The sequence below is a fragment of the Pseudomonas sp. HP_12 genome (genome assembly GCF_055283955.1).
The window spans coordinates 230,871-253,565 of the sequence record NZ_JBTOQG010000012.1 but is presented as its reverse complement, the minus strand read 5'-3'; the positions used below and the strand labels follow the sequence as shown (position 1 = coordinate 253,565).

26 protein-coding genes are annotated in these 22,695 nt (G+C 60.7%); 10 read left to right on the top strand and 16 right to left on the bottom strand.

The genetic code is table 11. The features are described from left to right. Positions 1–133: 133 nt before the first annotated feature. The 4 genes from ACYASU_RS11160 to ACYASU_RS11145 all read right to left on the bottom strand — a co-directional run bounded on the left by ACYASU_RS11160 (position 134) and on the right by ACYASU_RS11145 (position 2,059). Positions 134–694, bottom strand: coding sequence for a DUF1003 domain-containing protein (locus ACYASU_RS11160; RefSeq protein WP_463582824.1), 561 nt, complete (start codon positions 692–694; stop codon positions 134–136). Positions 695–796: 102 nt separating this feature from the next. Next, entirely contained in the window at positions 797–1,003 is a 207-nt protein-coding gene (locus tag ACYASU_RS11155; RefSeq protein WP_065993044.1) for a hypothetical protein, read from the bottom strand. 123 nt (positions 1,004–1,126) lie between these two features. Continuing rightward, positions 1,127–1,609 carry a GreA/GreB family elongation factor gene (locus ACYASU_RS11150; RefSeq protein WP_463582919.1) on the bottom strand — a complete coding sequence of 161 codons (483 nt, stop codon included), beginning with the start codon at positions 1,607–1,609 and terminating at the stop codon, positions 1,127–1,129. Between the two features lie 54 nt (positions 1,610–1,663). Continuing rightward, positions 1,664–2,059, bottom strand: coding sequence for a hypothetical protein (locus tag ACYASU_RS11145; protein WP_192172786.1), 396 nt, complete (start codon positions 2,057–2,059; stop codon positions 1,664–1,666). 123 nt (positions 2,060–2,182) lie between these two features. On the opposite strand from ACYASU_RS11145, the gene earP reads away from it, so the two are divergent. Continuing rightward, positions 2,183–3,328 (top strand): elongation factor P maturation arginine rhamnosyltransferase EarP, encoded by a 1,146-nt coding sequence (earP, locus tag ACYASU_RS11140; RefSeq protein WP_463582823.1) that lies wholly within the window; start codon positions 2,183–2,185, stop codon positions 3,326–3,328. A gap of 87 nt (positions 3,329–3,415) precedes the next feature. Further along, a complete protein-coding gene (locus tag ACYASU_RS11135; protein WP_037011849.1) occupies positions 3,416–3,985 on the top strand; it encodes an elongation factor P in 570 nt (189 codons plus the stop codon). 348 nt (positions 3,986–4,333) lie between these two features. Here ACYASU_RS11135 and ACYASU_RS11130 read toward each other — a convergent pair whose 3' ends face one another. The 3 genes from ACYASU_RS11130 to ACYASU_RS11120 form a co-directional block, all read right to left on the bottom strand. After that, positions 4,334–5,353, bottom strand: a complete 1,020-nt coding sequence (locus ACYASU_RS11130; protein ID WP_346630576.1) for an alpha/beta hydrolase — start codon at positions 5,351–5,353, stop codon at positions 4,334–4,336. A 50-nt stretch (positions 5,354–5,403) separates the two neighbouring features. After that, the gene (locus tag ACYASU_RS11125; protein WP_065993050.1) at positions 5,404–5,823 is read right to left on the bottom strand and encodes an organic hydroperoxide resistance protein; all 420 of its coding nucleotides are present in this window, start codon (positions 5,821–5,823) and stop codon (positions 5,404–5,406) included. Positions 5,824–5,978: 155 nt separating this feature from the next. Continuing rightward, on the bottom strand, positions 5,979–6,452 hold the full coding sequence (locus ACYASU_RS11120; RefSeq protein ID WP_463582822.1) for a MarR family winged helix-turn-helix transcriptional regulator: 474 nt from the start codon (positions 6,450–6,452) through the stop codon (positions 5,979–5,981). Positions 6,453–6,690: 238 nt separating this feature from the next. Between ACYASU_RS11120 and ACYASU_RS11115 the strand changes: the two genes are divergently transcribed. Next, a complete protein-coding gene (locus ACYASU_RS11115; protein ID WP_463582918.1) occupies positions 6,691–7,422 on the top strand; it encodes a sulfite exporter TauE/SafE family protein in 732 nt (243 codons plus the stop codon). Between the two features lie 20 nt (positions 7,423–7,442). On the opposite strand, the gene ACYASU_RS11110 is transcribed toward ACYASU_RS11115, so the two are convergent. After that, positions 7,443–8,297 carry a LysR substrate-binding domain-containing protein gene (locus tag ACYASU_RS11110; RefSeq protein ID WP_065993052.1) on the bottom strand — a complete coding sequence of 285 codons (855 nt, stop codon included), beginning with the start codon at positions 8,295–8,297 and terminating at the stop codon, positions 7,443–7,445. Positions 8,298–8,393: 96 nt separating this feature from the next. Between ACYASU_RS11110 and ACYASU_RS11105 the strand changes: the two genes are divergently transcribed. Further along, a complete protein-coding gene (locus tag ACYASU_RS11105; RefSeq protein ID WP_346630574.1) occupies positions 8,394–8,627 on the top strand; it encodes a DUF1127 domain-containing protein in 234 nt (77 codons plus the stop codon). 49 nt (positions 8,628–8,676) lie between these two features. Further along, a complete protein-coding gene (locus tag ACYASU_RS11100) occupies positions 8,677–9,924 on the top strand; it encodes a winged helix-turn-helix domain-containing protein (RefSeq protein WP_463582821.1) in 1,248 nt (415 codons plus the stop codon). Positions 9,925–10,161: 237 nt separating this feature from the next. On the opposite strand, the gene ACYASU_RS11095 is transcribed toward ACYASU_RS11100, so the two are convergent. Further along, positions 10,162–11,508, bottom strand: a complete 1,347-nt coding sequence (locus tag ACYASU_RS11095; RefSeq protein WP_282367418.1) for a class II 3-deoxy-7-phosphoheptulonate synthase — start codon at positions 11,506–11,508, stop codon at positions 10,162–10,164. A gap of 228 nt (positions 11,509–11,736) precedes the next feature. On the opposite strand from ACYASU_RS11095, the gene ACYASU_RS11090 reads away from it, so the two are divergent. Further along, positions 11,737–12,492 (top strand): spermidine synthase, encoded by a 756-nt coding sequence (locus ACYASU_RS11090; protein ID WP_463582820.1) that lies wholly within the window; start codon positions 11,737–11,739, stop codon positions 12,490–12,492. On the opposite strand, the gene ACYASU_RS11085 is transcribed toward ACYASU_RS11090, so the two are convergent. Further along, positions 12,493–13,284, bottom strand: coding sequence for a crotonase/enoyl-CoA hydratase family protein (locus tag ACYASU_RS11085; RefSeq protein WP_463582819.1), 792 nt, complete (start codon positions 13,282–13,284; stop codon positions 12,493–12,495). It abuts the gene before it with no gap. Positions 13,285–13,700: 416 nt separating this feature from the next. Between ACYASU_RS11085 and ACYASU_RS11080 the strand changes: the two genes are divergently transcribed. After that, entirely contained in the window at positions 13,701–15,377 is a 1,677-nt protein-coding gene (locus ACYASU_RS11080; RefSeq protein ID WP_192172776.1) for a DEAD/DEAH box helicase, read from the top strand. A gap of 122 nt (positions 15,378–15,499) precedes the next feature. On the opposite strand, the gene ACYASU_RS11075 is transcribed toward ACYASU_RS11080, so the two are convergent. From ACYASU_RS11075 to ACYASU_RS11060, 4 genes are all read right to left on the bottom strand, one after another. Continuing rightward, complete coding sequence (locus tag ACYASU_RS11075) at positions 15,500–15,739, bottom strand: pyocin S6 family toxin immunity protein (RefSeq protein ID WP_463582818.1); 240 nt, start codon at positions 15,737–15,739, stop codon at positions 15,500–15,502. A gap of 54 nt (positions 15,740–15,793) precedes the next feature. Continuing rightward, positions 15,794–16,033, bottom strand: a complete 240-nt coding sequence (locus ACYASU_RS11070) for a pyocin S6 family toxin immunity protein (RefSeq protein WP_463582817.1) — start codon at positions 16,031–16,033, stop codon at positions 15,794–15,796. A gap of 8 nt (positions 16,034–16,041) precedes the next feature. Next, positions 16,042–17,181: a colicin E3/pyocin S6 family cytotoxin gene (locus tag ACYASU_RS11065; RefSeq protein WP_463582816.1), complete on the bottom strand. Its 1,140-nt coding sequence runs from the start codon at positions 17,179–17,181 to the stop codon at positions 16,042–16,044. Between the two features lie 414 nt (positions 17,182–17,595). Next, positions 17,596–18,363, bottom strand: coding sequence for a DODA-type extradiol aromatic ring-opening family dioxygenase (locus ACYASU_RS11060; protein ID WP_463582815.1), 768 nt, complete (start codon positions 18,361–18,363; stop codon positions 17,596–17,598). A gap of 105 nt (positions 18,364–18,468) precedes the next feature. On the opposite strand from ACYASU_RS11060, the gene ACYASU_RS11055 reads away from it, so the two are divergent. Continuing rightward, positions 18,469–19,125, top strand: coding sequence for a thiopurine S-methyltransferase (locus ACYASU_RS11055; RefSeq protein ID WP_463582814.1), 657 nt, complete (start codon positions 18,469–18,471; stop codon positions 19,123–19,125). 73 nt (positions 19,126–19,198) lie between these two features. On the opposite strand, the gene htpX is transcribed toward ACYASU_RS11055, so the two are convergent. Both htpX and ACYASU_RS11045 read right to left on the bottom strand, forming a co-directional pair. Then, on the bottom strand, positions 19,199–20,086 hold the full coding sequence (gene htpX, locus ACYASU_RS11050) for a protease HtpX (RefSeq protein ID WP_037011815.1): 888 nt from the start codon (positions 20,084–20,086) through the stop codon (positions 19,199–19,201). 220 nt (positions 20,087–20,306) lie between these two features. Beyond that, positions 20,307–21,518 (bottom strand): pyridoxal phosphate-dependent aminotransferase, encoded by a 1,212-nt coding sequence (locus ACYASU_RS11045; RefSeq protein WP_065993069.1) that lies wholly within the window; start codon positions 21,516–21,518, stop codon positions 20,307–20,309. A 192-nt stretch (positions 21,519–21,710) separates the two neighbouring features. On the opposite strand from ACYASU_RS11045, the gene msrB reads away from it, so the two are divergent. Next, entirely contained in the window at positions 21,711–22,109 is a 399-nt protein-coding gene (msrB, locus tag ACYASU_RS11040) for a peptide-methionine (R)-S-oxide reductase MsrB (RefSeq protein WP_192172770.1), read from the top strand. A gap of 84 nt (positions 22,110–22,193) precedes the next feature. Further along, positions 22,194–22,694 (top strand): glutathione peroxidase, encoded by a 501-nt coding sequence (locus tag ACYASU_RS11035; RefSeq protein WP_423572781.1) that lies wholly within the window; start codon positions 22,194–22,196, stop codon positions 22,692–22,694. The last annotated feature ends 1 nt before the right edge of the window (position 22,695 follow it).

Genomic DNA, 22,695 nt, shown 5'->3' with positions numbered 1-22,695 from the left:
TCAGCCACAGGAAATTCTGCGGATGTGCCAATGCCTTCGTGAGCAAGCTCACTCCCACAGGTATCGCGTCTGACTCCAGATTACACGTGCGCCGCCGGCCGTGATGGAAGCGCGCTAGCACATGAACCTCAGATCAAACATGCCCATCCCGCTTTACGAAATGCTTGTGCATGTCCGCCGTCAGCGCTTCCACCCGTTCGGTCAGCGCTTTGGTCATTTCGGTGAGTCGGGTGTTCTGCTCCAGCAGCTCGAGCATCTGCGCGGTGTTTTGCGCCGCGCGGGCCATACGCTCTTCGTTGGCCGTCGCCAGCGCTTCACGGTGCTCCGCGTCGGCATCGGCACTGGCCTTGTCCCGGGCGGCTTGTCGGGTCTGGGCCAATAGAATGAGCGGCGCGGCATAGGCCGACTGCAGGCTGAATGCCAGATTGAGCAAGATGAAGGGGTAAAGATCGAACGACACCAGCCCGCTCAGGTTGGCGCCCACCCACAGCAACACCAGCAGCGTCTGTGCGCCGAGAAAAGTGGGTGTGCCGAAGAAGCGCGCGAACGCCTCGGCCTTGAGGGCGAAGGCATCGGTGCCAAAGGTCGGCGCCAGGTGCGCGTGGCGTTTGTGAAAGCGCAGGTGATCCACCGGCGCGTTGGCGGCGGGCGTGCCCGGTTCCGCAGGCGAAGGGACAGGCGTTGCAGTGGGCATGAGGCTTACCTGAAGACAGAAACATCTGCCCACTATAGGCCCACACCCCCTGGCGTTGTACTGAACCTCTGCTGAACCGGCGTGTGTCCCGAGTGAGCCGCGTCAGTCCACCGGTTCGGGGTACAGCGGCTTGGATCGCTGCATGATGCTAGCGTAGTCGTAAACATACTGGCGGCCGGCGTGACTGGTCATGCGCAGGCGGTCGATCAGTTGTCGCTCTTTCTTGTTCAGGTATCTCAACCCGTGGTGGTCACTGGACTTGAGGCGATCACGTTCATGGGCGTCAGGGAAAGTGATGACGTTCGTCATGAAATATCTCCTTGGTTAAATCCGTGTCCCCGGCTCCGTGTTCCGGGGTTCACCCTTTGTGGTGCGACTATGCACCTTACCCACAAAAAGTCAGACGCTACAACCCTGCAAATGATCAGTGGGTCACAGGATTTGCGTGATCTCGAACGATTGACGGCTGCCGTTGACCACCACCTCCACCTCATCGCCATCGAGCTTGCCAAGCAGGCTCTGACCCAGCGGCGAGCGTGCCGTGATCACCGTTATCACCTGCTCGTCGACCGTGATTTTTAGCCCCGCCGCGTCAGGCGCCAGAAACAACCGCTGTTCCGCGCCGTTGTCCGCCAGGAGGGCAATAAGATCGCCGGTCTGGATGCCGCGCTGTTCATCGAAGGGCTTGAGCACCAGGTTGCGACACAGGTTCAGCGACTGGCGGATTTCTTCCACGCGCCGCGCCTGACCCGCCGCCAGATACGACGCCTCCAGCCCAAGGGTGTCGTACTTGTTCTCGGCGATGTTCTCTTCGTGAGTCGCGGTTTCGTAGGCGGTTTGTGCGGCCCGCACCGCCACATCGAGATCGACCTGGAGCTTCTCGACGATGCACTGCAGGACGGTTTGCTTGTTCACGGGCATGGCGGGCATGGCGTATTCACGGACATGGGATGGCTCGACAGAGGGGATTCAACCGCAGAACTGATAGACGCTCGCACGGCTTTTCTCGCTGGGGGCGGTCTGGTTCTGCTGCATCCAGAACTGGCACTTGGGCCCGTTGAAGCTGCGTTGCCGCTCCGCCTGTTCGGCCTCTTGGGTCTGTCGCGCTTCGCTGTCGCGCAGAATCTGCCGGTACTGATCGAACATCGGGTTATCACTTTCCGGCTTAGGCTTGGCCGCAGGCGGGGCGGTGATCTGCGCGGCCGCATTGCTCAGCGCCTGGGTCTGCTCGGCGGGGAGCATTTTGTAGATCAGCCACAGGCTCAGCAGGACGGCGAGAAAGCCCAGCCAGATACCGGCGGCAATCGACAGGATCAGCTTGAGCGGGCGCAGCGTGACGGACAGTTCGCGGTGGTTGACGTACATGACAGACTCCAGACTTGTATGCATGTGGCCAGCGGTGGCAGCGATTGTCGCACGACCGGGGCTGGTGATTCTGCGCCGCAATGAGGGACAATCGGTTTTTTTGAACATCCTCAGGGAGCCCGGATGAAAGCTTCTTGGGATATTTTCTGTAGCGTTGTCGATAATTTCGGCGACGTCGGCGTGACCTTTCGCCTGGCCCGACAACTGGTCGCCGAACACGACCTGAAGGTTCGGCTCTGGATCGATGACCTGAACGCCTTCGCGCGGCTGTGCCCGGGCGCCGATCCGCTGGCGCAAGAGCAAGTACGCGATGGCGTGACCGTCTGTCACTGGCCGAAGGAATGGCCCAAGACCTGGCAACCGGCCGAGCTGCCGGACGTCGTGGTCGAAGCCTTCGCCTGTCGTCTGCCGCCGGACTACATCGAGGCCATGCTCGGGCGGGAGAAGCGGCCGCTGTGGTTCAACCTCGAATACCTCAGCGCCGAGGACTGGGTCTCCGGTTGCCACGGCCTGCCGTCGATCCAGTCCTCGGGCCTGCGCAAATATTTCTTCTTCCCCGGCTTCACCGACAAGACCGGCGGGTTGCTGCGTGAGGCGGGCCTGATCGACAAGCGTCGGGCGTTTCAGGCGGATCCTGCCGTGCGGCAGTCCTTTCTCCAGCGCCTGAACATCGCGCCCCACGCCGACGCGCGGCTGATGTCGCTGTTTGCCTACGAACACGCCGGCCTCGGCAGTTGGCTGGATTGCCTGGCCCGGGCTGATCGGACGACCCATCTGCTGGTGCCCGAAGGCCGTATTCTGGGCGACGTTCAGCGTTGGTTGGGCGTGGAAGAATTGAAGGCGGGCGCCGTGCAGGTGCGCGATGGCCTGACGATTCAGGTGCTGCCGTTCGTGCGCCAGGAAGACTATGACCGGCTGTTGTGGTGCTGCGAATTCAATGTGGTGCGCGGCGAAGACTCATTCGTCCGCGCGCAATGGGCGGGGCGGCCGCTGATCTGGCACATCTATGAGCAGGACGACGACGCCCACTGGGCCAAACTCGATGCGTTTCTGGAGTTGTATCTGGCGGGATTGTCGGAGGAGGCGCAGCAGGCGCTGACCGACGTCTGGCGCAGCTGGAATGGCGGAACAGACATGACTCAGGGCTGGGATGCGCTGGAACAACACGCCGACGAACTGGCCGCCCATGCCGAGCGCTGGTGTCTGGAACAGGCCTTGCAGGACGATCTGACGACTGCGCTGGTAAGGTTTTACCAAAGTTGGATATGATACGCGGCCTTGTATTAAGCCCTGTACGAAAAGTGGCTTTTCGTACAGGGCTTAGAAAGATCTTTCATCCAAATTCGGATACTCGTAATGAAAACTGGTAAAGAGCTTAAACCCGGTACCGTGATCAAGCTGGAAAACGATCCTTGGCTGGTTCAGAAAGCTGAATTCACCAAGTCGGGCCGTAACAGCGCGATCATGAAGACCAAGCTGAAGAACCTGCTGACCGGCTACAAGACCGAAATCGTCTACAGCGCCGATGACAAGCTGGAAGACGTGATCCTGGACCGTAAAGAAGCCACGCTGTCTTTCATCAGCGGCGACACTTACACGTTCATGGACACCACCGACTACACCATGTACGAGCTGAACGCTGAAGACATCGAAGCCGTTCTGCCATTCGTTGAAGAAGGCATGACCGACGTTTGCGAAGCGATCTTCTTCGAAGACCGTCTGGTTTCCGTAGAGCTGCCGACCACCATCGTGCGCACCGTCGACTACACCGAAGGTTCTGCTCGTGGCGACACGTCGGGCAAGGTCATGAAGCCGGCCAAACTGGCCAACGGCACCGAGCTGCAGGTAGCTGACTTCATCGAAATCGGTGACAAGATCGAAATCGACACCCGTGAAGGCGGTTCCTACAAAGGCCGTGCCAAATAAGCACTGCGTTTGTAATGCCGGTGATGTGATGCCGGAAACGAAAAAGCCCGACCATCGAGTCGGGCTTTTTTGTGGGTGATGTAAAAGCGAGCTGCGAAACACGCTGACCTTGTAGGAGCAGGTGACGCCGCCGCAGATGCAGCTGTCGACAAAGAACTGGGGGAGCGAGCTTGCTCGCGAATAGGCCGGTACATCCGCCAAGTCTTCAGCGGCTGGAAATACGTCTTCGTGAGCAAGCTCACTCCCACAGGGACTGCGAATGCTGCGCGACAGTGCGGGATATGAACGACGGAATCCAGCAATGCAAACGGGTCGACCATTGCTGATCGACCCGTTTTTATACTGCGTTTACTTCAGATGAACCTTCAGTTCTTGCGAAGCCTGCAGCAGCGCCGAGCGCACTTCCGGCACCTGGCTGACCACGTTCAACAGCCCGTAATCGTGAATCATGCCGTTGTAGCGAACCGCTGTTACCGGCACACCGGCCTGGTCCAGCTTGCGAGCGTAGGCTTCACCTTCGTCGCGCAGCACGTCAGCACCCGCCGTTTGCACCAGGGCAGGCGGCAGACCTTTCAACTGATCGGTCGTGGCCCGCAGCGGTGAGGCATAGATCTCGGCGCGCTGCTTCGGGTCGGTGGTGTAGTTGTCCCAGAACCACTTCATCATGTTGCGGGTGAGGAAGTGACCCTCGGCAAACTGATCGTAAGAACCCGTATCGAAGTTGGCATCGGTCACCGGCCACAACAGCACCTGGTAACGGATGGCCGGGGTGCCTTTGTCTTTGGCCATCAGGCTGACGACCGCCGCCATGTTGCCGCCGACGCTGTTGCCCGCCACCGCCAGACGCTTGCCGTCCACGTTGATTTCCTTGCCATGCTCGGCGACCCATTTGGTCGCCGCATAGGCCTGGTTGATCGCCGTCGGGTAGTGGGCTTCAGGCGAAGGCGTGTAGTTGACGAACACCGCCACTGCGCCCGAACCCTCTACCAGATCCCGCACCAGACGTTCGTGGGTCGGATAATCGCCGAGCACCCAGCCGCCGCCGTGGAAGTACATGAACACCGGCAAGGTGCCTTTGACGCCAGCCGGACGAACGATCGTCAGGCTAATGTTCTGGCCGTCCACCGAAATGGTCTTCTGGCTGACATCGGCCTTGGGCAGGGTCAGCTTGACCCCGGCCTGGGCACCGGTCAGTACGGCGCGGGCATCTTTGGGCGAAAGCTGTTCGATCGGCTTGCCGCTTCCCGAATTCAGTGCGTCCAGAAACGCCTGCGTGTTGTGCTCGACGCCCGTATCGGTCGCCGCGAAAGCGTTGCCGACGGACAGTGCGAGGAGCGAGCCAGCCAGAATCTTGCCAAACGTGTTCATGTTCTTCTCCCGGTCAGACGAGGTGTGGGGCGTAGGTCTTACGCCAGTTTTTACACAGTCACGTGCAGACGAACGTCGACGTTGCCGCGGGTGGCGTTGGAGTAAGGGCAGACCTGGTGGGCTGCATCGACCAGCGCCTGGGCTTCGGCTTGTTCAAGGCCCGGCAGGCTGATGTGCAGGTCGATGTCCAGACCGAAACCGCCGGGGATCTGGCCGATGCCGACGTGGGCAGTGATCGAGGCGTCAGCCGGGATGGTTTTCTTGCTCTGACCGGCGACGAATTTTAGTGCGCCGATGAAGCAGGCCGAGTAACCGGCAGCGAACAGCTGCTCAGGGTTGGTGGCTTCGCCGCCTGCGCCGCCCAGTTCTTTCGGGGTGGCCAGTTTAACGTCGAGGATTTTGTTGTCGGAAACAGCGCGGCCATCACGGCCACCGGTTGCGGTTGCGACTGCAGTGTAGAGAGCTTGCATGGTAATTCCTCACGTGCTGATGGTTAGGGATTCAAGCTTAAGCTTGGCGCTAAATGTTTGTGCGCTAAGCAAGTGGGAGAGAATGTACTGCCCTAATGTTTAGCGCGCAAGATAAATTTTTGAGATTTTTTCAGAGGTGCCGATTACGCGGTTGATCAGATGCTTTCGTGCAGATTTCCACGCAGTGCGAGCAGGTCTTTCTGCAGGGCCTTGAGCTGCTCAAGATTGATGCCGCTGGCGGCCAGAATGCATTGCGGAACGCTTTGGGCTTTTCGGTGCAGCGCCTTGCCTTGCTCGGTCAGGGTCAGCAGCACAACGCGCTCATCTTCCTTGCTGCGGGTCCGGCGGATCAGGCCTTCGACTTCCAGCCGTTTGAGCAGCGGCGTCAGTGAGCCAGGGTCAGTCAGCAGGCGGGTGCTGACTTCTCCGACGGTCAGGCCGTCGCGCTCCCACAACACCAGCATCGCCAGGTATTGCGGGTAAGTCAGGTTCAGCTCCTGCAGCAACGGCTTGTAGACCTTGGTCATCATTAGCGACGTCGAGTACAGGGCGAAACACAGCTGGTTATCCAGCAGCAGTTCGTCGCAACTGCCAGCGCCGGCCGTGTGGGTGGGCTCGTTGGCGTTCATGGGTGTCCCTCGCTCAGTCAGTAATGCTCGGTAATTTAGTGCCCTGATGTTTAATGCACCAGATAATTTCGGTAATCGCCCCGCGCGTGGCTCTCTATCGATCGGAGGTCAACGCCGCTGTTTGTGCGTCGGTTGGACATGCTGGATATCGCCAAAGCGGATTTCCTCGGCGGCGCTGACTGCGTAGCATGCGCGCTGAAATCGGTTCAGAGGATCGCCCGTGATTGTCGATGTATTGATGTACCTGCTGCTGGGCGCCGCCATGGGCACGCTGGGCGGACTGTTCGGCATCGGCGGCGGGCTGGTGGCCATTCCGGCGTTGGGCGTGTTGTTCGGGCTCGATCAGCAATTGGCCCAGGGCACGGCGTTGTTGATGGTGCTGCCCAATGTGCTGCTGGCGCTGTGGCGTTACAACCAACGCAATCGGGTGTCGGTGCGTCATGCGCTGATGCTCATCGTGCCCAGTTTCACGATGTCCTGGCTGACCTCGCTGTGGGCCGTGCGCGTTGATCCGCAAAGCATGCGCCTGGGCTTCGTCGGATTTCTCGTCGTACTGACGCTGTTCAACCTGATCCAGATGGTTTGGCCCAAAGGCATCGCCAGCGCCGAGCTGCGTCACACTCGATGGTTGTGGCTGCTGGGCCTCGGCTCGGGTGTCACCGCCGGGCTGTTCGGCGTTGGCGGCGGAGTGATTGCGACGCCGATTCTGACCGGACTGTTCGGCGCGACCCAGGTGGCGGCCCAGGGCCTGGCGCTGGCACTGGCGGCGCCGAGCACCACGATCACGCTGGCGACCTACGCTATTCACGGCCATGTCGACTGGCTGATGGGCATTCCGCTGGCGATTGGCGGGCTGGCCAGCATCAGTTGGGGCGTCGCGCTGGCCCACAGTTTACCGGAGCGCGTGCTGCGCTCGCTGTTCTGCGGCTTTCTGGTGATCTGCGCGATCATGCTGTGCTTCAAGCTGTGATCTAACGCAATGAGTACTTGTTACAGCCTGAACCCTTCAGCAATGTGATCGGCCAGGCATTCGGTGATCGGCGATGGGTTATTGGGGTTGCGCAGCAGCACAATGCTCGCCGACGGCAATTGCGGCAGCCCGTGCTGTTCACCCAGCACTTCCAGGTCCGAGGTGATCAGGCTTTGCAGCTGCGCCGTTACTGCCAAGCCGGCGCTGACCACTGCCATGATCGCTGACAGGCTCGCGCTGGTGTAGGCCACCCGGAATTCACGGCCGGACGCCTGCAGCGCGTTGATTGCCCACTGCCGGCAAAAGCAGTCGGTGTTGAACATCGCCAGTGGCATCGGCGTCTGCTCCTGTGGGCAAAAGCCTGCGCCGACGGCCCAGACGAAGCGCTCCTGGCGCAGGATCTGGCCGATTTCCTTGCCCGGCTCACGGGTAACGATGCTTAAATCCAGGTCCTGGCGTTGCAGCAACTGCGACGACGATTCGCAATGCACTTCCACCTGCACCAGCGGATACGCCTGGGCAAAGCGCTGCAGAATCCCCGGCAGAAAGCGCATCACGTAATCATCCGGCGTCCCGATCTTCACCGTGCCGACCATGTGCGGCTCGCGCAGGGTATTGAACACTTCGCTGTGCAATTTCAGGATCCGGCGCGCGTAGCCCAGCAGCACCTGACCTTCCGCCGTGAAGCTGATGGTGCGGCCGTCTTTGAGAAACAACGGGCGGCGCACCACGTCCTCCTCCAGCCGTTTCATCTGCATGCTCACGGCCGACTGCGTGCGATTCACCACCTCGCCGGCCTTGGTGTAACCGCCCTCATCGGCGATCGCGACAAAGGTGCGCAGCAGCTCGCTGTCGATACTCGGGTAAGTGGTCATGCATCAATCTCCCAGATGCAGTGCATAAGAAACATTCGTTGGATTGATCTTAGGCGCGGCGAGAGAATCTGCCCATCCCCACTGGAGGGCAAGACGATGAAAGGTCAAAAAGGTTACGTACTGGTCGCAAAACCTCTGTCGCGGGAATCCGCGCCGGAACGTTGGTGGAAATCGGCCGTGGCGCAGGTCGCTCGCTGGCGCAAGCTGCATCACCAGCGTGTCGAACTGGCTGCGCTGAGCGATGACGCGTTGAAAGACATGGGCCTGAGTCGGGCGGATGTCTACGAAGAAGTGGAGCGTCCTTTCTGGGATGACCCGATGAAGCACTGACAGAGCAGCGGGGGATCGGTTAGCGTTGGGCACCGCCATGGAGGTCGCAATGCCCGCCGAACCGCCGATCAACCCGCCACTTTCCCTCAAGCACGCGCGCCGTCTGGCGCTGGCCGCCCAAGGTTTTAACAGCCGCCAGCCGCCTGCGACGATCAAGGCAGCGCACGTCACGCAACTGATCCAACGACTCGGGGTGCTGCAGATCGATTCGGTCAATGCGCTGGTGCGATCGCACTACTTGCCGCTGTTTTCCCGGCTCGGCCCTTATTCGCGCACATTGCTGGAGCAGGCGGCGTGGAGCCAGGGTCGGCACCGCAATCTGTTTGAATACTGGGGCCACGAGGCGTCGTTGCTGCCGGTCGAGCTGTACCCGCTGATGCGCTGGCGGATGCAGCGCGCATCCCAGGGCGAAGGCATTTATCAGCAACTGGCGAAGTTCGGCCGCGAGCAGCAGACCGTTATCGGCCGGGTGTTGCAGACCGTCCGCGAGCAGGGTGCGCTGGGTGCGGGCAGCATCAGCACCCGGCAGGATCGCGCCGGACCCTGGTGGGACTGGAGCGCCGAAAAGCATGCGCTGGAATGGTTGTTTGCAGCGGGTGAGGTCACGGTTGCCGGCCGTCGCGGTTTCGAGCGGCTGTACGATTTGCCCGAGCGGGTTCTGCCTTCGGCAATCGTCAATCACCCTGACATCGAGGAAGCGGATGCCCAGCGTGGCTTGCTGCTGCATGCGGTCAAAGCGCTGGGCGTCGGTACCGAGAAGGACGCGCGCGATTATTTCCGGCAGGACCCGGCCCCCGCCAGGCGCGGGTTGGCGGAGCTGGTGGAGGAGGGCGCGGTTCAGCGGGTTCAGGTGCAGGGCTGGAAGCAACCGGCGTACGCCCTTCCGGGTCTGACCGTGCCGCGCAAGATTGCCGCCAGCGCGTTGCTGTCGCCGTTTGATTCACTGATCTGGGAGCGGGCGCGCACCGAGCGGCTGTTCGATTTCCATTACCGGCTGGAGATCTACACCCCGGCGCACAAGCGGGTTTACGGCTATTACGTGCTGCCGTTTCTGCACAACGAACGCATCGCCGCGCGCATCGACTTGCGGGCTGAAAGGGCAGCGGGGCGTCTGGCGGTTCATGGGGTTCACGAAGAGCAACCCGGACTGGATGACGAAGGCATGCACGCCCTCGCATTCCACTTGCGGCAACTGGCCAACTGGCTGGAATTGCCAGATGTGCTGATCAACTGCCAGCGCGCCAGTGCGGCGCGCTTGCGGGAGGCGTTTGTGGCCAGCGGTTTTGATCATCTGTGACGGCAGCTGCCTGATTTTTTAGGACCGGCTTCAGCCGGGAAAGGGCCAGCGCGAGCACCCTCAATTCTAGGGTGTGACATCCGACGCTTTCCCGGCTGAAGCCAGTCCTACAGAAATAGCGCGCCGTTGTGGGACCGGCTTCAGCCGGGAAGGGGCCAGCGCGAGCACCCACAATTCTATAGTGTGACATCCGGCGCGTTCCCGGCTAAAGCCAGTCCTACAGACGCACCAACCCCTTTACCGACGCACCTGCTTTAACGTCTCGGCAATCAAAAACGCCAGTTCCAGCGACTGATCGGCATTCATCCGTGGATCGCAGTGGGTGTGGTAGCGGTCCGACAAGCCATCTTCGGTAATCGGACGCGCGCCGCCGATGCATTCGGTGACGTTCTGACCGGTCATCTCGATGTGGATGCCACCGGCGTAGGTCCCTTCCGCCTGATGCACCTGAAAGAACTGCTTCACTTCCGCCAGGATCTGGGCGAAGTCGCGGGTCTTGTAACCGCTGCTGGCCTTGATCGTGTTGCCGTGCATCGGGTCCGAACTCCACAGCACCTTCTTGCCTTCGCGCTCCACGGCACGGATCAGCCCCGGCAAATGGTCGCCGACCTTGTTGGCGCCCATGCGTGCAATCAGGTTCAGGCGGCCCGGATCGTTGTCCGGGTTGAGGATATCGATCAGGCGAATCAGGTCATCGGTGTTCATGCTCGGGCCGACCTTGACGCCGATCGGGTTCTTCACGCCGCGCAGGAATTCCACGTGAGCGCCATCCAGTTGCCGCGTGCGGTCGCCAATCCACAGCATGTGCGCCGAGCAATCGTAGAAGTCATTGGTCAGGCTGTCGCGGCGAACGAAGGCTTCTTCGAAATTCAGCAGCAGCGCTTCGTGGGCGGTGAAGAAACTGGTTTCGCGCAGCTGCGGCGAGGTGTCCATGCCGCAAGCGCGCATGAACGCCAGGGTCTCGTCGATGCGATCGGCGAGCTGGCTGTATTTGTCCGACAGCGCCGAGTTGGCGATGAAATCCAGGTTCCACTTGTGCACTTGATGCAGGTCGGCGAAACCGCCCTGGGCGAAAGCGCGCAGCAGATTGAGGGTCGCGGTGGACTGGTGATACGCCTGCAGCAGACGATCCGGGTCGGGCACGCGGCTCTTCTCGTCGAAACCGATGCCGTTGACGATGTCGCCGCGATAGGCCGGCAGCGTGATGCCGTCTATTGTCTCGTCGTTGGAAGACCGCGGTTTGGCGAATTGCCCGGCCATGCGCCCGACCTTGACCACCGGGCAGCCGGCGGCAAAGGTCATGACGATCGCCATTTGCAGCAGGACCTTGAAGGTGTCGCGGATTTTTGCGGCCGAAAACTCGAAGAAGCTCTCGGCGCAGTCGCCACCCTGCAGCAGAAACGCCCGGCCCTCGGTCACCTCGGCAAACTGCCGGCGCAGCTCGCGTGCTTCCCCGGCAAACACCAGCGGGGGATAGCTGGCGAGGGTCTGCTCGACACGGCGAACATGGTCGGCGTCAGGGTATTGAGGTTGCTGCTGGATAGGCAGGTTCCGCCAGCTGTCGGGGCTCCAGGGTTGGCTCATGTTGAACTCGAAGTCAGTGCGATCGGACAGGCATGTTAGCAGCTCACCCCGAGAATTTGCGTGACCTGCGGGGCGCGATTCGCCGACAATCCGCGCTTTTCCGGGGCGCGTCTTGCGTCTGTCTGCACCCGAGGTCCGCCGCGCGGCTACGGCGATCGCTGAGTGCGGCGATGCTGATCCCCGCGGGCGCGATCCCGAATCACTTTGACCATGGGCACGAGAACAGCAATGACCGAGGAACGCGTAGAGCACGTGTTGGCCGAAGTTCACGACGAATTCGGCAAGATCCGTGTACTTGAAGTGGCCGATTACCGCTTCCTGGAGTTCGGTGACGCCATCGAGCAGAGCTGCACGTTCACGGCCGATCCGGCCTGGCTTGAATACGACTACACCCGGGCCATGTTCATTGGCGCCCTGTGCCATCCGGCCCCGGAAAGCGCGCTGTTCATGGGGCTGGGCGCGGGCACGCTGACCCAGGCGTGTTTGAAATTTCTGCCTCTGGACGACGTGGAAGCCATCGAACTGCGCCCCGACGTGCCGCGACTGGCCATGGAATACATGGGCCTGCAGGACGATCCCCGGTTGTATGTGCGCATCGGCGATGCGCTCGATCTGCTGCCGACCGCCGAAGACGCGGACCTGATCTTCGTTGACCTGTATACCGACACCGGCCCTGCCGTGGGCCATCTGGCCTGGGGGTTTCTAGAGAAATGCCAACAGCGCCTCAACCCCGGCGGCTGGCTGATCATCAATCAGTGGGCGTCGGACGATGGCAAACCTTTGGGCGCGGCGCTGCTGCGCGGTTTGTACCACCGTCATTACTGGGAGCTGCCGGTGAAGGAGGGCAACGTCATCCTCATCGTCCCTGCCGACCTGGACCAGACGCTGGACATCGACGCCCTGACCCTGCGCGCCGAAAACCTCGCGCCGGACCTGGGCTATTCGCTCTTGGCGCTGATCAAGACGCTGCGGCCCGCGACCTGATCAGCAACCCCTAAACAGCGGCGGGCGTTTTTCCAGCAGCGCCTGCAGGCCTTCCTTGGCGTCCTCGCTGTCGAGCACCCGCCGGACCAGCGCCGGCAACGCCTTGGCCGCCACGTTTTCACCTTCGAGCAGCGCCTGACGCGCGGACTCCAGAGTGGTGCGAATCCCCAACGGTGCGCGGTCGGCAATGTGTTGGGCCAGGCGCAGCGCCGAGGGCAGAAGGTCTTCGGGTGCCATCACTTCCTGCACCAGGCCCATGCGGCAGGCTTCGTGGGCGTCGAATTCATCGCCCGTCAAAAGCCAGCGCATGGCATTGCCCCAACCTGCGATCTGGTGCAGCCGCAGAGTCGCGCCGGCGCAGGCAAAAATACCGCGCTGCACTTCCAGATGGGCGAAGCGGGCATTGCTCGCGCACAGATTGATATCGGACGCGAGCATCAGCTCGATGCCCATCGTCAGGCACCAGCCCTGGGCCGCGACGATCACCGGCTTGCTCACCCGCTGACCGATCGACAGCCCCCAGGGATCGTAACCGCCGGGCGGCAGCGTCCAGCCCTCTCTCAATGCCGGCCCGGCCTCGGCCAGATCGAGCCCGCCGGTGAAATGCTCGCCATGGGCAAATACCACCGCGACCCGTGCCTGGTCGTTACGCTCGAACTCGCCGTAGGCCAGGCTCAGCTGGTTGAGCATGTCCATGTCGAAGGCATTGCGTTTGGCGACCCGGTCCAGGCCGATGAGCATGATTGCGCCGCGCTGTTCCCGGCTGACGTGGCCTTTGATCGAAGAGGTCATGTCGCTATGTCCTGCAGATGAGGAGAAAGGGAGGGTGGGGTGTCGCACTGTCTGGGTGAATCGTTTAAGCTCTGCTCGCAACCGATACCGGGCACTTGAAAAGTAGACACTGACGCAGCTTTGCGCAAAGCCTGTGACAGTTGGCCGCAAGGGGCTGTTTCGCAAAAAAAATCCTCACTTGTTTCAGCAATTCCGGTATAGTGCGCGCCGGCCTTTCATAGGGCCCTCGTCACGGTTTAGGTTCGCGAAGCCATCTTCTCGAACCGGTTCGGTCACGAACCACCCCATGACGATCCATTCATCAATACGTTTTCGCAAATCCCCGCCGACAAAGCAGCCAGGGTGACTCTAGGGTCTTACACGGCACGCGCAGCTTTGAAGCATGGGTCTTTGCGGATGCACTCAGAGGCAGACCCATGACCCAGGAATCCGGCGGCTTCGCCGCTCTTAACCTTCACCCGACCATTCTTGCAGCTGTTATCGCTACCGGCTACGAAGAGCCTTCGGCCATTCAGCAGCAATCGATCCCGATTATTCTCGCTGGTCACGACATGATCGGTCAGGCGCAGACAGGTACCGGTAAAACCGCCGCCTTCGCTCTGCCCATCCTGAGCCTGATCGACCCGACGAAACGCGAGCCGCAAGCGCTGATCCTCGCGCCGACTCGTGAGCTGGCCCTGCAAGTGGCCACCGCGTTCGAAACCTACGCCAAGCAAATGCCGGGCGTGACCGTTGTGGCTGTCTACGGCGGCGCGCCGATGGGCCCGCAGCTGAAAGCCATTCGTAACGGCGCTCAAATCGTCGTCGCTACCCCGGGCCGTCTGTGCGACCACCTGCGTCGTGACGAGAAAGTCCTGGCGACCGTGAACCACCTGGTTCTCGACGAAGCCGACGAAATGCTCAAGCTGGGCTTCATGGATGATCTCGAAGTCATCTTCAAGGCCATGCCTGAGACGCGTCAGACCGTACTGTTCTCGGCGACCCTGCCGCAGTCGATCCGCGCGATTGCCGAGCGTCACCTGAAAGACCCGAAACACGTCAAGATCCAGAGCAAGACCCAGACCGTCACCGCGATCGAGCAGGCTCACCTGCTGGTTCACGCTGACCAGAAGACCTCTGCCGTACTGAGCCTGCTGGAAGTCGAAGATTTCGACGCCCTGATCATGTTCGTGCGTACCAAACAGGCCACTCTGGACCTGGCCAGCGCCCTTGAAGCCAAAGGCTACAAGGCTGCTGCGCTGAACGGCGACATCGCCCAGAACCAGCGTGAACGCGTCATCGACTCCCTCAAGGATGGCCGTCTGGACATCGTTGTTGCGACTGACGTTGCTGCCCGTGGTCTGGACGTTCCGCGTATCACCCACGTGTTCAACGTTGATATGCCGTACGACCCGGAAGCCTACGTTCACCGTATCGGCCGTACTGGCCGTGCCGGTCGCGAAGGCCGCGCGCTGTTGCTGGTAACGCCGCGTGAGCGTCGCATGCTGCAAGTGATCGAGCGCATGACCGGTCAGAAAATCGCCGAAGTCCGCCTGCCGGACTCCCAGGCCGTTCTCGATGCCCGCATCAAGAAACTGACCAACAGCCTGTCGCCGCTGGTCGCTGATGCCGAAGCAAGCCATGGCGAATTGCTGGACCGCCTGACTGCCGACATCGGTTGCACCCCGCGTGCCCTGGCCGCTGCTCTGCTGCGCAAGGCCACCAACGGTCAGGCGCTGACCCTGAGCGCGATCGAGAAAGAACGTCCATTGGTGCCGAACAACGCGCCACGTGGTGATCGTCCTGAGCGTCCAGCCGGCGACCGTCCTGATCGTGGCGACCGCGAACGTCGTGCTCCGGTGCCATTGGCCGAAGGCCGTGCTCGCTGCCGTACCGCGCTGGGTGCCCGTGACGGCATCGCTGCGAAAAACCTGCTGGGCGCCATCCTCAACGAAGGCGGTCTGGCCCGCGAAGCAATCGGTCGCATCCAGGTGCGTGACAGCTTCAGCCTCGTCGAGCTGCCGGAAGACGGCCTCGAGCGTCTGCTGGCCAAGCTGAAAGACACCCGCGTTGCCGGCAAGCAGCTGAAGCTGCGTCGCTATCGCGAGGACTGATCTGCTCTTGAGCTGATCGTCTGAATAAAAAAATCCCCGACTGGTTCGGGGATTTTTTTGTGTGAGATTTGGCGATTTGCTGGGCTTGAGTGAAGACTCCCTTTGAGCCACGGTGATGACGCCTACGCGACGACGCCTATGAATAATGCCAGATGCGAGGGAAGGGGCTGTCCAAGCAGTAACGAGAGCTCTGCAATTTGCTTACCCGTAAGAGGCCATTCGGCTGCTGCCATGGCATTAAGACTTTCGTGGCCGAGAACACTGACAATCTGATCAGTCAGCGCTCTGTCCACTGCCAGCTCGTATTTCAAAGAATCGTCCGGATCATTATTCGGCAGAAAACCATTAATCTCTAGGTACACGGATATCTTCCGGACTAGGCTAGTGGTGTACTCGCTAGTTCCATGATCTTCCGTTCAAGCTTCAAGTCCTATGAACAGTTGCAAGTCAGCAGGCAGTGGCTGGCCCACAAGTGTCGACATTTTTATGACCTGTTCATTTGAGAGCAGCCATTCGCCTGCTGCCATTTCATTGATGCTCTGAAGACCAAGTATGGGAAGGATTGCCTGGATGAGGGATTCCTCGAGATCCAGCTCAAATTTAAGCGACTCATCTTCGCTGCTGTCTGCCAGAAATCCACTGATGCATGGATACATGAATGCTCCTACTTTTCGATTCTACGGCCTGGGTTTGAGGGCTTGGTTTGCTCACCTGTATCCGGGTTGTACTCGCCTAAATGCTTACCCTGCTTGTCGTACATTTCAACTGTGCCATGCTGGGCGTCCCACTCAAAAATTCTGCCTTTGCGGTCTTTCCATCGTTTGCGAGTGCCGCCACCGCCTTGGACACTTGTCTTTGAAGGCGCCTTAACGGCATCAGGAAATGCCGGAAGTCCCTTTGGGGGTAGATAATACCCATGATCCCCATTAAACGGCCGCGCATACACCACATACATCGACCTCAGCCCCGAATCAGCGGGGAAGACCAGGATGCAGTCTTCTGCGGTGATGTCGTCGCCGGGGAGGCCTTCGAGCTGGCTGTCGGCGTCGTCCGGGATCGGGTGGACGAGGATGGTGCCTAAACGGACATCGCTGTTTTCAGGGTAGACCAGCGGTTCCAGCGTCCCGTATCGACCCCGGCGGGGCGTCATGAGAATGGTGACGCCGTTGAGATGGGCTTCCATCGCGCTTTTGTCGGCATTCCAGCGGGCTTGCACGGTGCGGACCGAATCGTCGCCGGATGCCTTGGAATGGATGCCGTAAATCTGCAACTCGCCTTCGGCATCACGGCGCAACTGAAAGCGCACCCTTGTGGTCGCCTGAGTCAGGTTGCGCAATTCGTCGTCGGTGTAGAGCGTGCCGTCGCCCATCTTCGCCGGGAGCATGCCGACGATGAACAGACTCGCCGGGCCGCCGGCTCCGCGAAGCAGCCAGGTATGGCTGCGTTGCATGATGCCGCCACCGGCCATGCGGCCCAGTCCCATGTCTGCGCCGAGTGCGGCGGCAATGGCGTTGGAGGCGGAGGGCAGCAGCATGGCGCCCGCCATCATGATCGCGCCGAAGTTGGAGGCGGGCTCTACCTCAGTGCCGGCGTCAGTGCTGCACCATTCCCCGGTGCAGGATTTGGCGAAGACCTTGTCCGTGCGCTCCTTCGGGGCCGGCCAGCGCTCTGGCATCGGAGTGGGCACCCGCACGGGTTCGGGAGGCGGATTCCACGCTGCCCACGACGCGCCTCCGTTGGGAAGCGTAGTGCCTTCGAAGATCGAGTTAGCCCAAAAGGGATCTTCTTTATCGTCCTTGAACATGACCTTCCTGATGTCCGCCAATTTAAGGCGGCGCAGGATGCAGGCGGTCCGACGAGTGGTCAACGGTAGGGCGGTTACGGGATGTTGCCGTGCCGACAGGCTTTTGATGTCAGTGGGACCGGCTTTAGCCGGGAAAGCGTCAGATGGCACACCACATAATTGATGTCGACTGAGCTGGCCTCTTCCCGGCTAAAGCCGGTCCCACATGAGTCTGCGTCGTCCGGGCTGGGGCTGCCGTCTGAACTTGAACAGGTAGACGCGTGGGGCGTATCTGGCACGCCGCCGACAGGCTTTTGATCTCAGTAGGACCGGCTTTAGCCGGGAAAGCGTCATATGCCGTAGCGCAAAATCGATGTCGCCTAGGTTGGCCTCTTCCCGGCTAAAGCCAGTCCTACGGAGCTGAATCAGCGCTCCTCAACCAAACCGATAAATGTCCATCCCCAGCGCACCCATCGTGAACCCCTGGTGCTCAATACTGAATTCCCCGCCCGCCGCCCGCGCGAAATACAGCGGCAGCAGGTGTTCATCCGTCGGGTGATTGCGCGCAGCGTGCGGCGCCTGGTTTCGATAGTCGTGCAGGGCTTCCAGATCGTCCGCCGCCAGCTTGTCCACCATCCAGTCGCGAAACACCAAGGCCCACGGCGTGATGCTTTCCGGCCCCGCCTGCCAGTCCAGCTCTCGCAAGTTATGGGTGATGCTCCCCGAACCGATCAGCAACGCGCTCTCCTCGCGCAGTCGGTTCAATGCCTGCCCCACCTTCGTCTGCAGGGCAGGGCCCATGCGCGAGGGCAGTGAAACCTGCACGATGGGGATGTCCGCCTGCGGGTACATCAACGACAGCGGCACCCAGACCCCATGGTCGAACGGCCGTTGGGTGTTCATGCGCGCCGGCAGGTCCGCCTCCGCCAACAGTTCCAGCACGCGGTGAGTCAGCTCCGGCATGCCGGGCGCCGGATACTGCACGGCGAAGAGTTCAGGAGGGAAGCCGCCGAAGTCATGCCAGGTCTCCGGCTGGGGATTGCCGTTGACCAGCAGTTCATTGCTTTCCCAGTGCGCCGAGACAATCACGATGGCCTTGGGCCGCGGCAGGGCGGCGGCCAGACGCGCGAGTGCAGGCCCGCTTTCGCCCGGTTCGAGCGCAAGCATGGGCGAGCCATGGGAAATGAACAGGCTAGGCAGCATTTGCAGTGTCCTGAGCGTATAAGGTGAGTGGCATGATCGGGCAGTATATCCATCTAAATCTAATATAAGTTTTCGTCCGTTTTGATCGGGATATCAGGAGTGTCTATGGAGCCGCGGTTTTGGCATGAGCGCTGGGCGATCAATCAGATCGGTTTCAATCAGGCGTCTGTGAATTCGCACCTGTTGCGCCTGTGGCCAGAGCTCACCGCCATGCCGGGGGAACGCGTGCTGGTGCCGTTGTGCGGCAAAAGCATCGACATGGTCTGGCTGCTCAACCAGGGTTTTCACGTGGTGGGCGCGGAATTGTCTGAGATAGCGGTGGCGGGATTCTTCAGCGAGAACGGCTTGCAGCCGACGATCGAGGAGCGTGGCGCGCTCAAGCTTTATCGTGCGGAGGGCTGCGAGATCTGGTGCGGCGACTTCTTTGCCCTCAAGCCCGAAGACGTTGGCGACTGCACCGCATTCTACGACCGAGCCGCCCTGATCGCGCTGCCACCGGACTTGCGCTGGCGTTATGTCAAACAGCTCAATCACTTACTGTCCAACGACGCCTGCGGCTTGCTGGTGACGCTGGACTATGATCAGTCGCTGATCGCCGGTCCGCCGTTCTCGGTGGATGAGGATGAGGTGCTGCAGCTGTTGTCCCCCGATTGGCGGGTCAAGCGCGTCGCGGATCTGGACGTGCTGGGGCAGGGCGTGAAGTTCAAGCAGGCAGGCGCGACGTCCCTGATGGAATATGCGTATCGGCTGTATCGCCGATAGCGCAGCGCCAAGAAACGAGCACAAAAGAAAAGGGCGACTTCACGTCGCCCTTTCTCGTACAGCTATCACGGAATCAACCGCGGCGACGAAGCGCCTCGATGCGTTCTTCCAGCGGCGGGTGGCTCATGAACAGCCCGGCCAGGCCGTGCTTCAAACCACCGTTGATGCCGAACGCCGTCATGCTCTCAGGCATTTGCACCGGAACGCCCTGCTCCGAACGCAGACGCTGCAGAGCGCTGATCATCGCGCCCGTACCGGCCAGGCGGGCACCGGCGTCGTCGGCGCGGTATTCACGCTTGCGCGAGAACCACATGACGATGGCGCTGGCGAGGAAGCCCAGCACGATTTCGGCAAAGATGGTCGCGATGTAGAACGCGATGCCACGGCCTTCTTCGTTCTTGAAGATCACCTTGTCGACGAAGTTGCCGATGATCCGCGCGAAGAACATGACGAAGGTGTTGACCACGCCCTGGACCAGCGCCAGCGTAACCATGTCGCCATTGGCTACGTGACCGATCTCGTGAGCCAGCACCGCCTTCACTTCATCGGGCGAAAAACGCTCCAGCAGGCCCTGACTCACCGCAACCAGCGCGTCGTTCTTGTTCCAGCCGGTGGCAAAGGCGTTGGCTTCGTAGGCGGGGAAAATACCCACTTCCGGCATCTTGATGCCCGCATCGCGGGACAGTTGTTCTACGGTCTGCAGCAGCCATTGCTCATGGCGGGTGCGGGGTTGGGTAATGATCTCGGTGCCCGTGCTCATCTTCGCCATCCACTTGGAGATGAACAGCGAGAACAGCGAACCGGCAAAACCGAACACAGCGCAGAAGATCAGCAGCTGATTGAGGTTCAGATCAACCCCGTTGGCCGCCATGAACCCGTTGAAGCCAAAAAGGCTCAGGGTGATGCTGGCAATCAGCACGACCGCAAGGTTAGTGGCCAAAAACAGCAAAATGCGCATCATGGTTAAGAGTTTCTCCTCAGGAAGAATATGTAACGTACTGCGGGGGTATATAAGGTGATGTCGGGGCGTATTCAACCGGGCGATCATTTCAAACTGTGTCGTTTGCTGTCGCCCCGGCGATAAGTGTCATCGGCGAGAGGGTAGGGGCAGAGCGATTGCGCTTGAATCGCCCGGAGCCGGCTTGCGGGTGGTCACCCGTGAGCCGGCTCCATCAGGTCCGTTACTGCTTGTAAGTCTTCAGAAAATTGCCGATCCGGCCAATGGCCTGCTCCAGGTCATCCACCCGCGGCAGCGTCACCACGCGGAAGTGGTCCGGCCACGGCCAGTTGAATGCCGTGCCCTGAACGATCAGCAGTTTTTCCGAGAGCAACAGGTCCAGCGCGAACTTCTCGTCGTTGTGGATCGGGCAGACTTTCGGGTCAATGCGCGGGAAGGCATACAGCGCACCCATCGGCTTCACGCAACTGACGCCCGGGATGTCGTTGAGCAATTCCCAGGTCCGGTTGCGCTGTTCCAGCAAGCGGCCCGGCGGCAGGATCAGGTCATTGATGCTCTGATAGCCACCCAGGGCGGTCTGGATCGCGTGCTGGCTGGGCACGTTGGCACACAGCCGCATGTTTGCCAGGATATCGATGCCTTCGATATAGCTGACTGCGTTGTGCTTGGGCCCGGAAATGGCGATCCAGCCCGAACGGAAACCCGCCACGCGGTAGGATTTCGACAGCCCGTTGAAGGTCAGGCACAACAAGTCTGGAGCCAGAGACGCGGTGCAGATGTGCACGGCGTCGTCGTAAAGAATCTTGTCGTAGATTTCGTCGGAGAAGACCACCAGATTGTGCTGACGGGCAATCTCCAGCATCCCCAGCAACACTTCACGGGAATAGACGGCGCCGGTCGGGTTGTTCGGGTTGATGATCACCATGGCCTTGGTGTTCGGCGTGATCTTGGCCTTCATGTCTTCCAGATCAGGCCACCAGTTGGCCTGCTCGTCGCACAGATAATGCACCGGGTTGCCGCCGGACAATGCCACGGCTGCGGTCCACAGCGGGTAGTCCGGCGCCGGCACCAGTACTTCGTCGCCGTTATTGAGCAAGGCCTGCATCGACATCACGATCAGTTCCGAGACGCCGTTGCCCAGATAGATGTCTTCGATGCCGACACCTTCGACCTGCTTCTGCTGGTAGTACTGCATCACCGCCTTGCGCGCGCTGAACAGACCTTTCGAATCGCTGTATCCCTGAGCCATGGGCAGGTTGCGGATCACGTCCTGCAGGATTTCGTCCGGCGCCTCGAAACCAAACGGCGCCGGGTTGCCGATGTTCAGCTTGAGGATGCGATGGCCTTCCTCTTCCAGGCGCTTGGCGTGCTTGAGCACCGGCCCGCGAATGTCGTAGCAGACGTTGGCGAGCTTGTTCGATTTGCTGAACTGCATGGTGATTGGTCCCGAAAAGAGACGGCCCGCTGTATGAAGAAGCGCAGACCGCTGAGCATGACGCCATCAAAATGGGTTTGTACGCGAGAAACGCGGGTGACAGACTGGCGTCCAACGAAGGCGCAATCATACGTGCCACCCGATCCGTGGAAAAGACACAGATCGGGCTTTTTCATTTACGGAGGTCTACCCGTGGCTAAGCTGGATAAAACCCTTGAAGAATGGAAAGCGATGCTCGATCCGGAGCAGTACAACGTCTGCCGGCTGAAGGGCACGGAGCGTCCATTCAGCGGCAAATACAACGAGACCAAGACCGACGGCATTTACCACTGCATCTGCTGCAACGAGCCCCTGTTCGATTCGAAGACCAAGTTCGATTCGGGTTGCGGCTGGCCGAGCTTCTACGCGCCGCTGGAAGGCAGCGCAGTGGTCGAAGTGCGCGACGTCAGTCACGGCATGATCCGCACCGAAGTGGTCTGCAGTAAATGCGATGCCCACCTCGGCCACGTGTTCCCGGACGGTCCGCCGCCCACCGGTCTGCGCTACTGCATCAACTCCGTGTGCCTGGACCTGGTGCCGCGCAGCGCCTGATGCAGGCTTATCACCGGCAACAATGGGATAGCGCGCCGGACAATGGCGCGCTAGCTTGGCGGTTTACAATTTCGAGGCATCGCCATGAGCGACGAACTGCTGAACATTCCGGTGCAAACGATCAAGGGCGAGCAAAAGACCCTGGCTGATTTCGGCGGCAAGGCGGTACTGGTGGTGAACACCGCCAGCAAGTGCGGTTTCACCCCGCAATACAAGGGCCTTGAGGAGTTGTGGCAGGGCTACAAGGATCGCGGGCTGGTGGTGCTGGGCTTTCCGTGCAACCAGTTCGGCAAGCAGGAGCCGGGCAACGAAGGCGCGATTTCCGACTTTTGCGAACTGAACTACGGGGTGAGCTTTCCACTGTTCAAGAAGATCGACGTCAACGGCAGCCACGCCCACCCGCTGTTCGTGCAGCTCAAGAAGCGCGCGCCGGGGCTGCTGGGTTCGGAAGGCATCAAGTGGAACTTCACCAAGTTTCTGGTGGGCCGTGACGGCAAGCTGGTCAAGCGTTATGCCCCATTGACCAAGCCGGAAGACATCAAGGCCGACATCGAAGCGCTGTTGAAAGAACACGCGACCGGTTGAT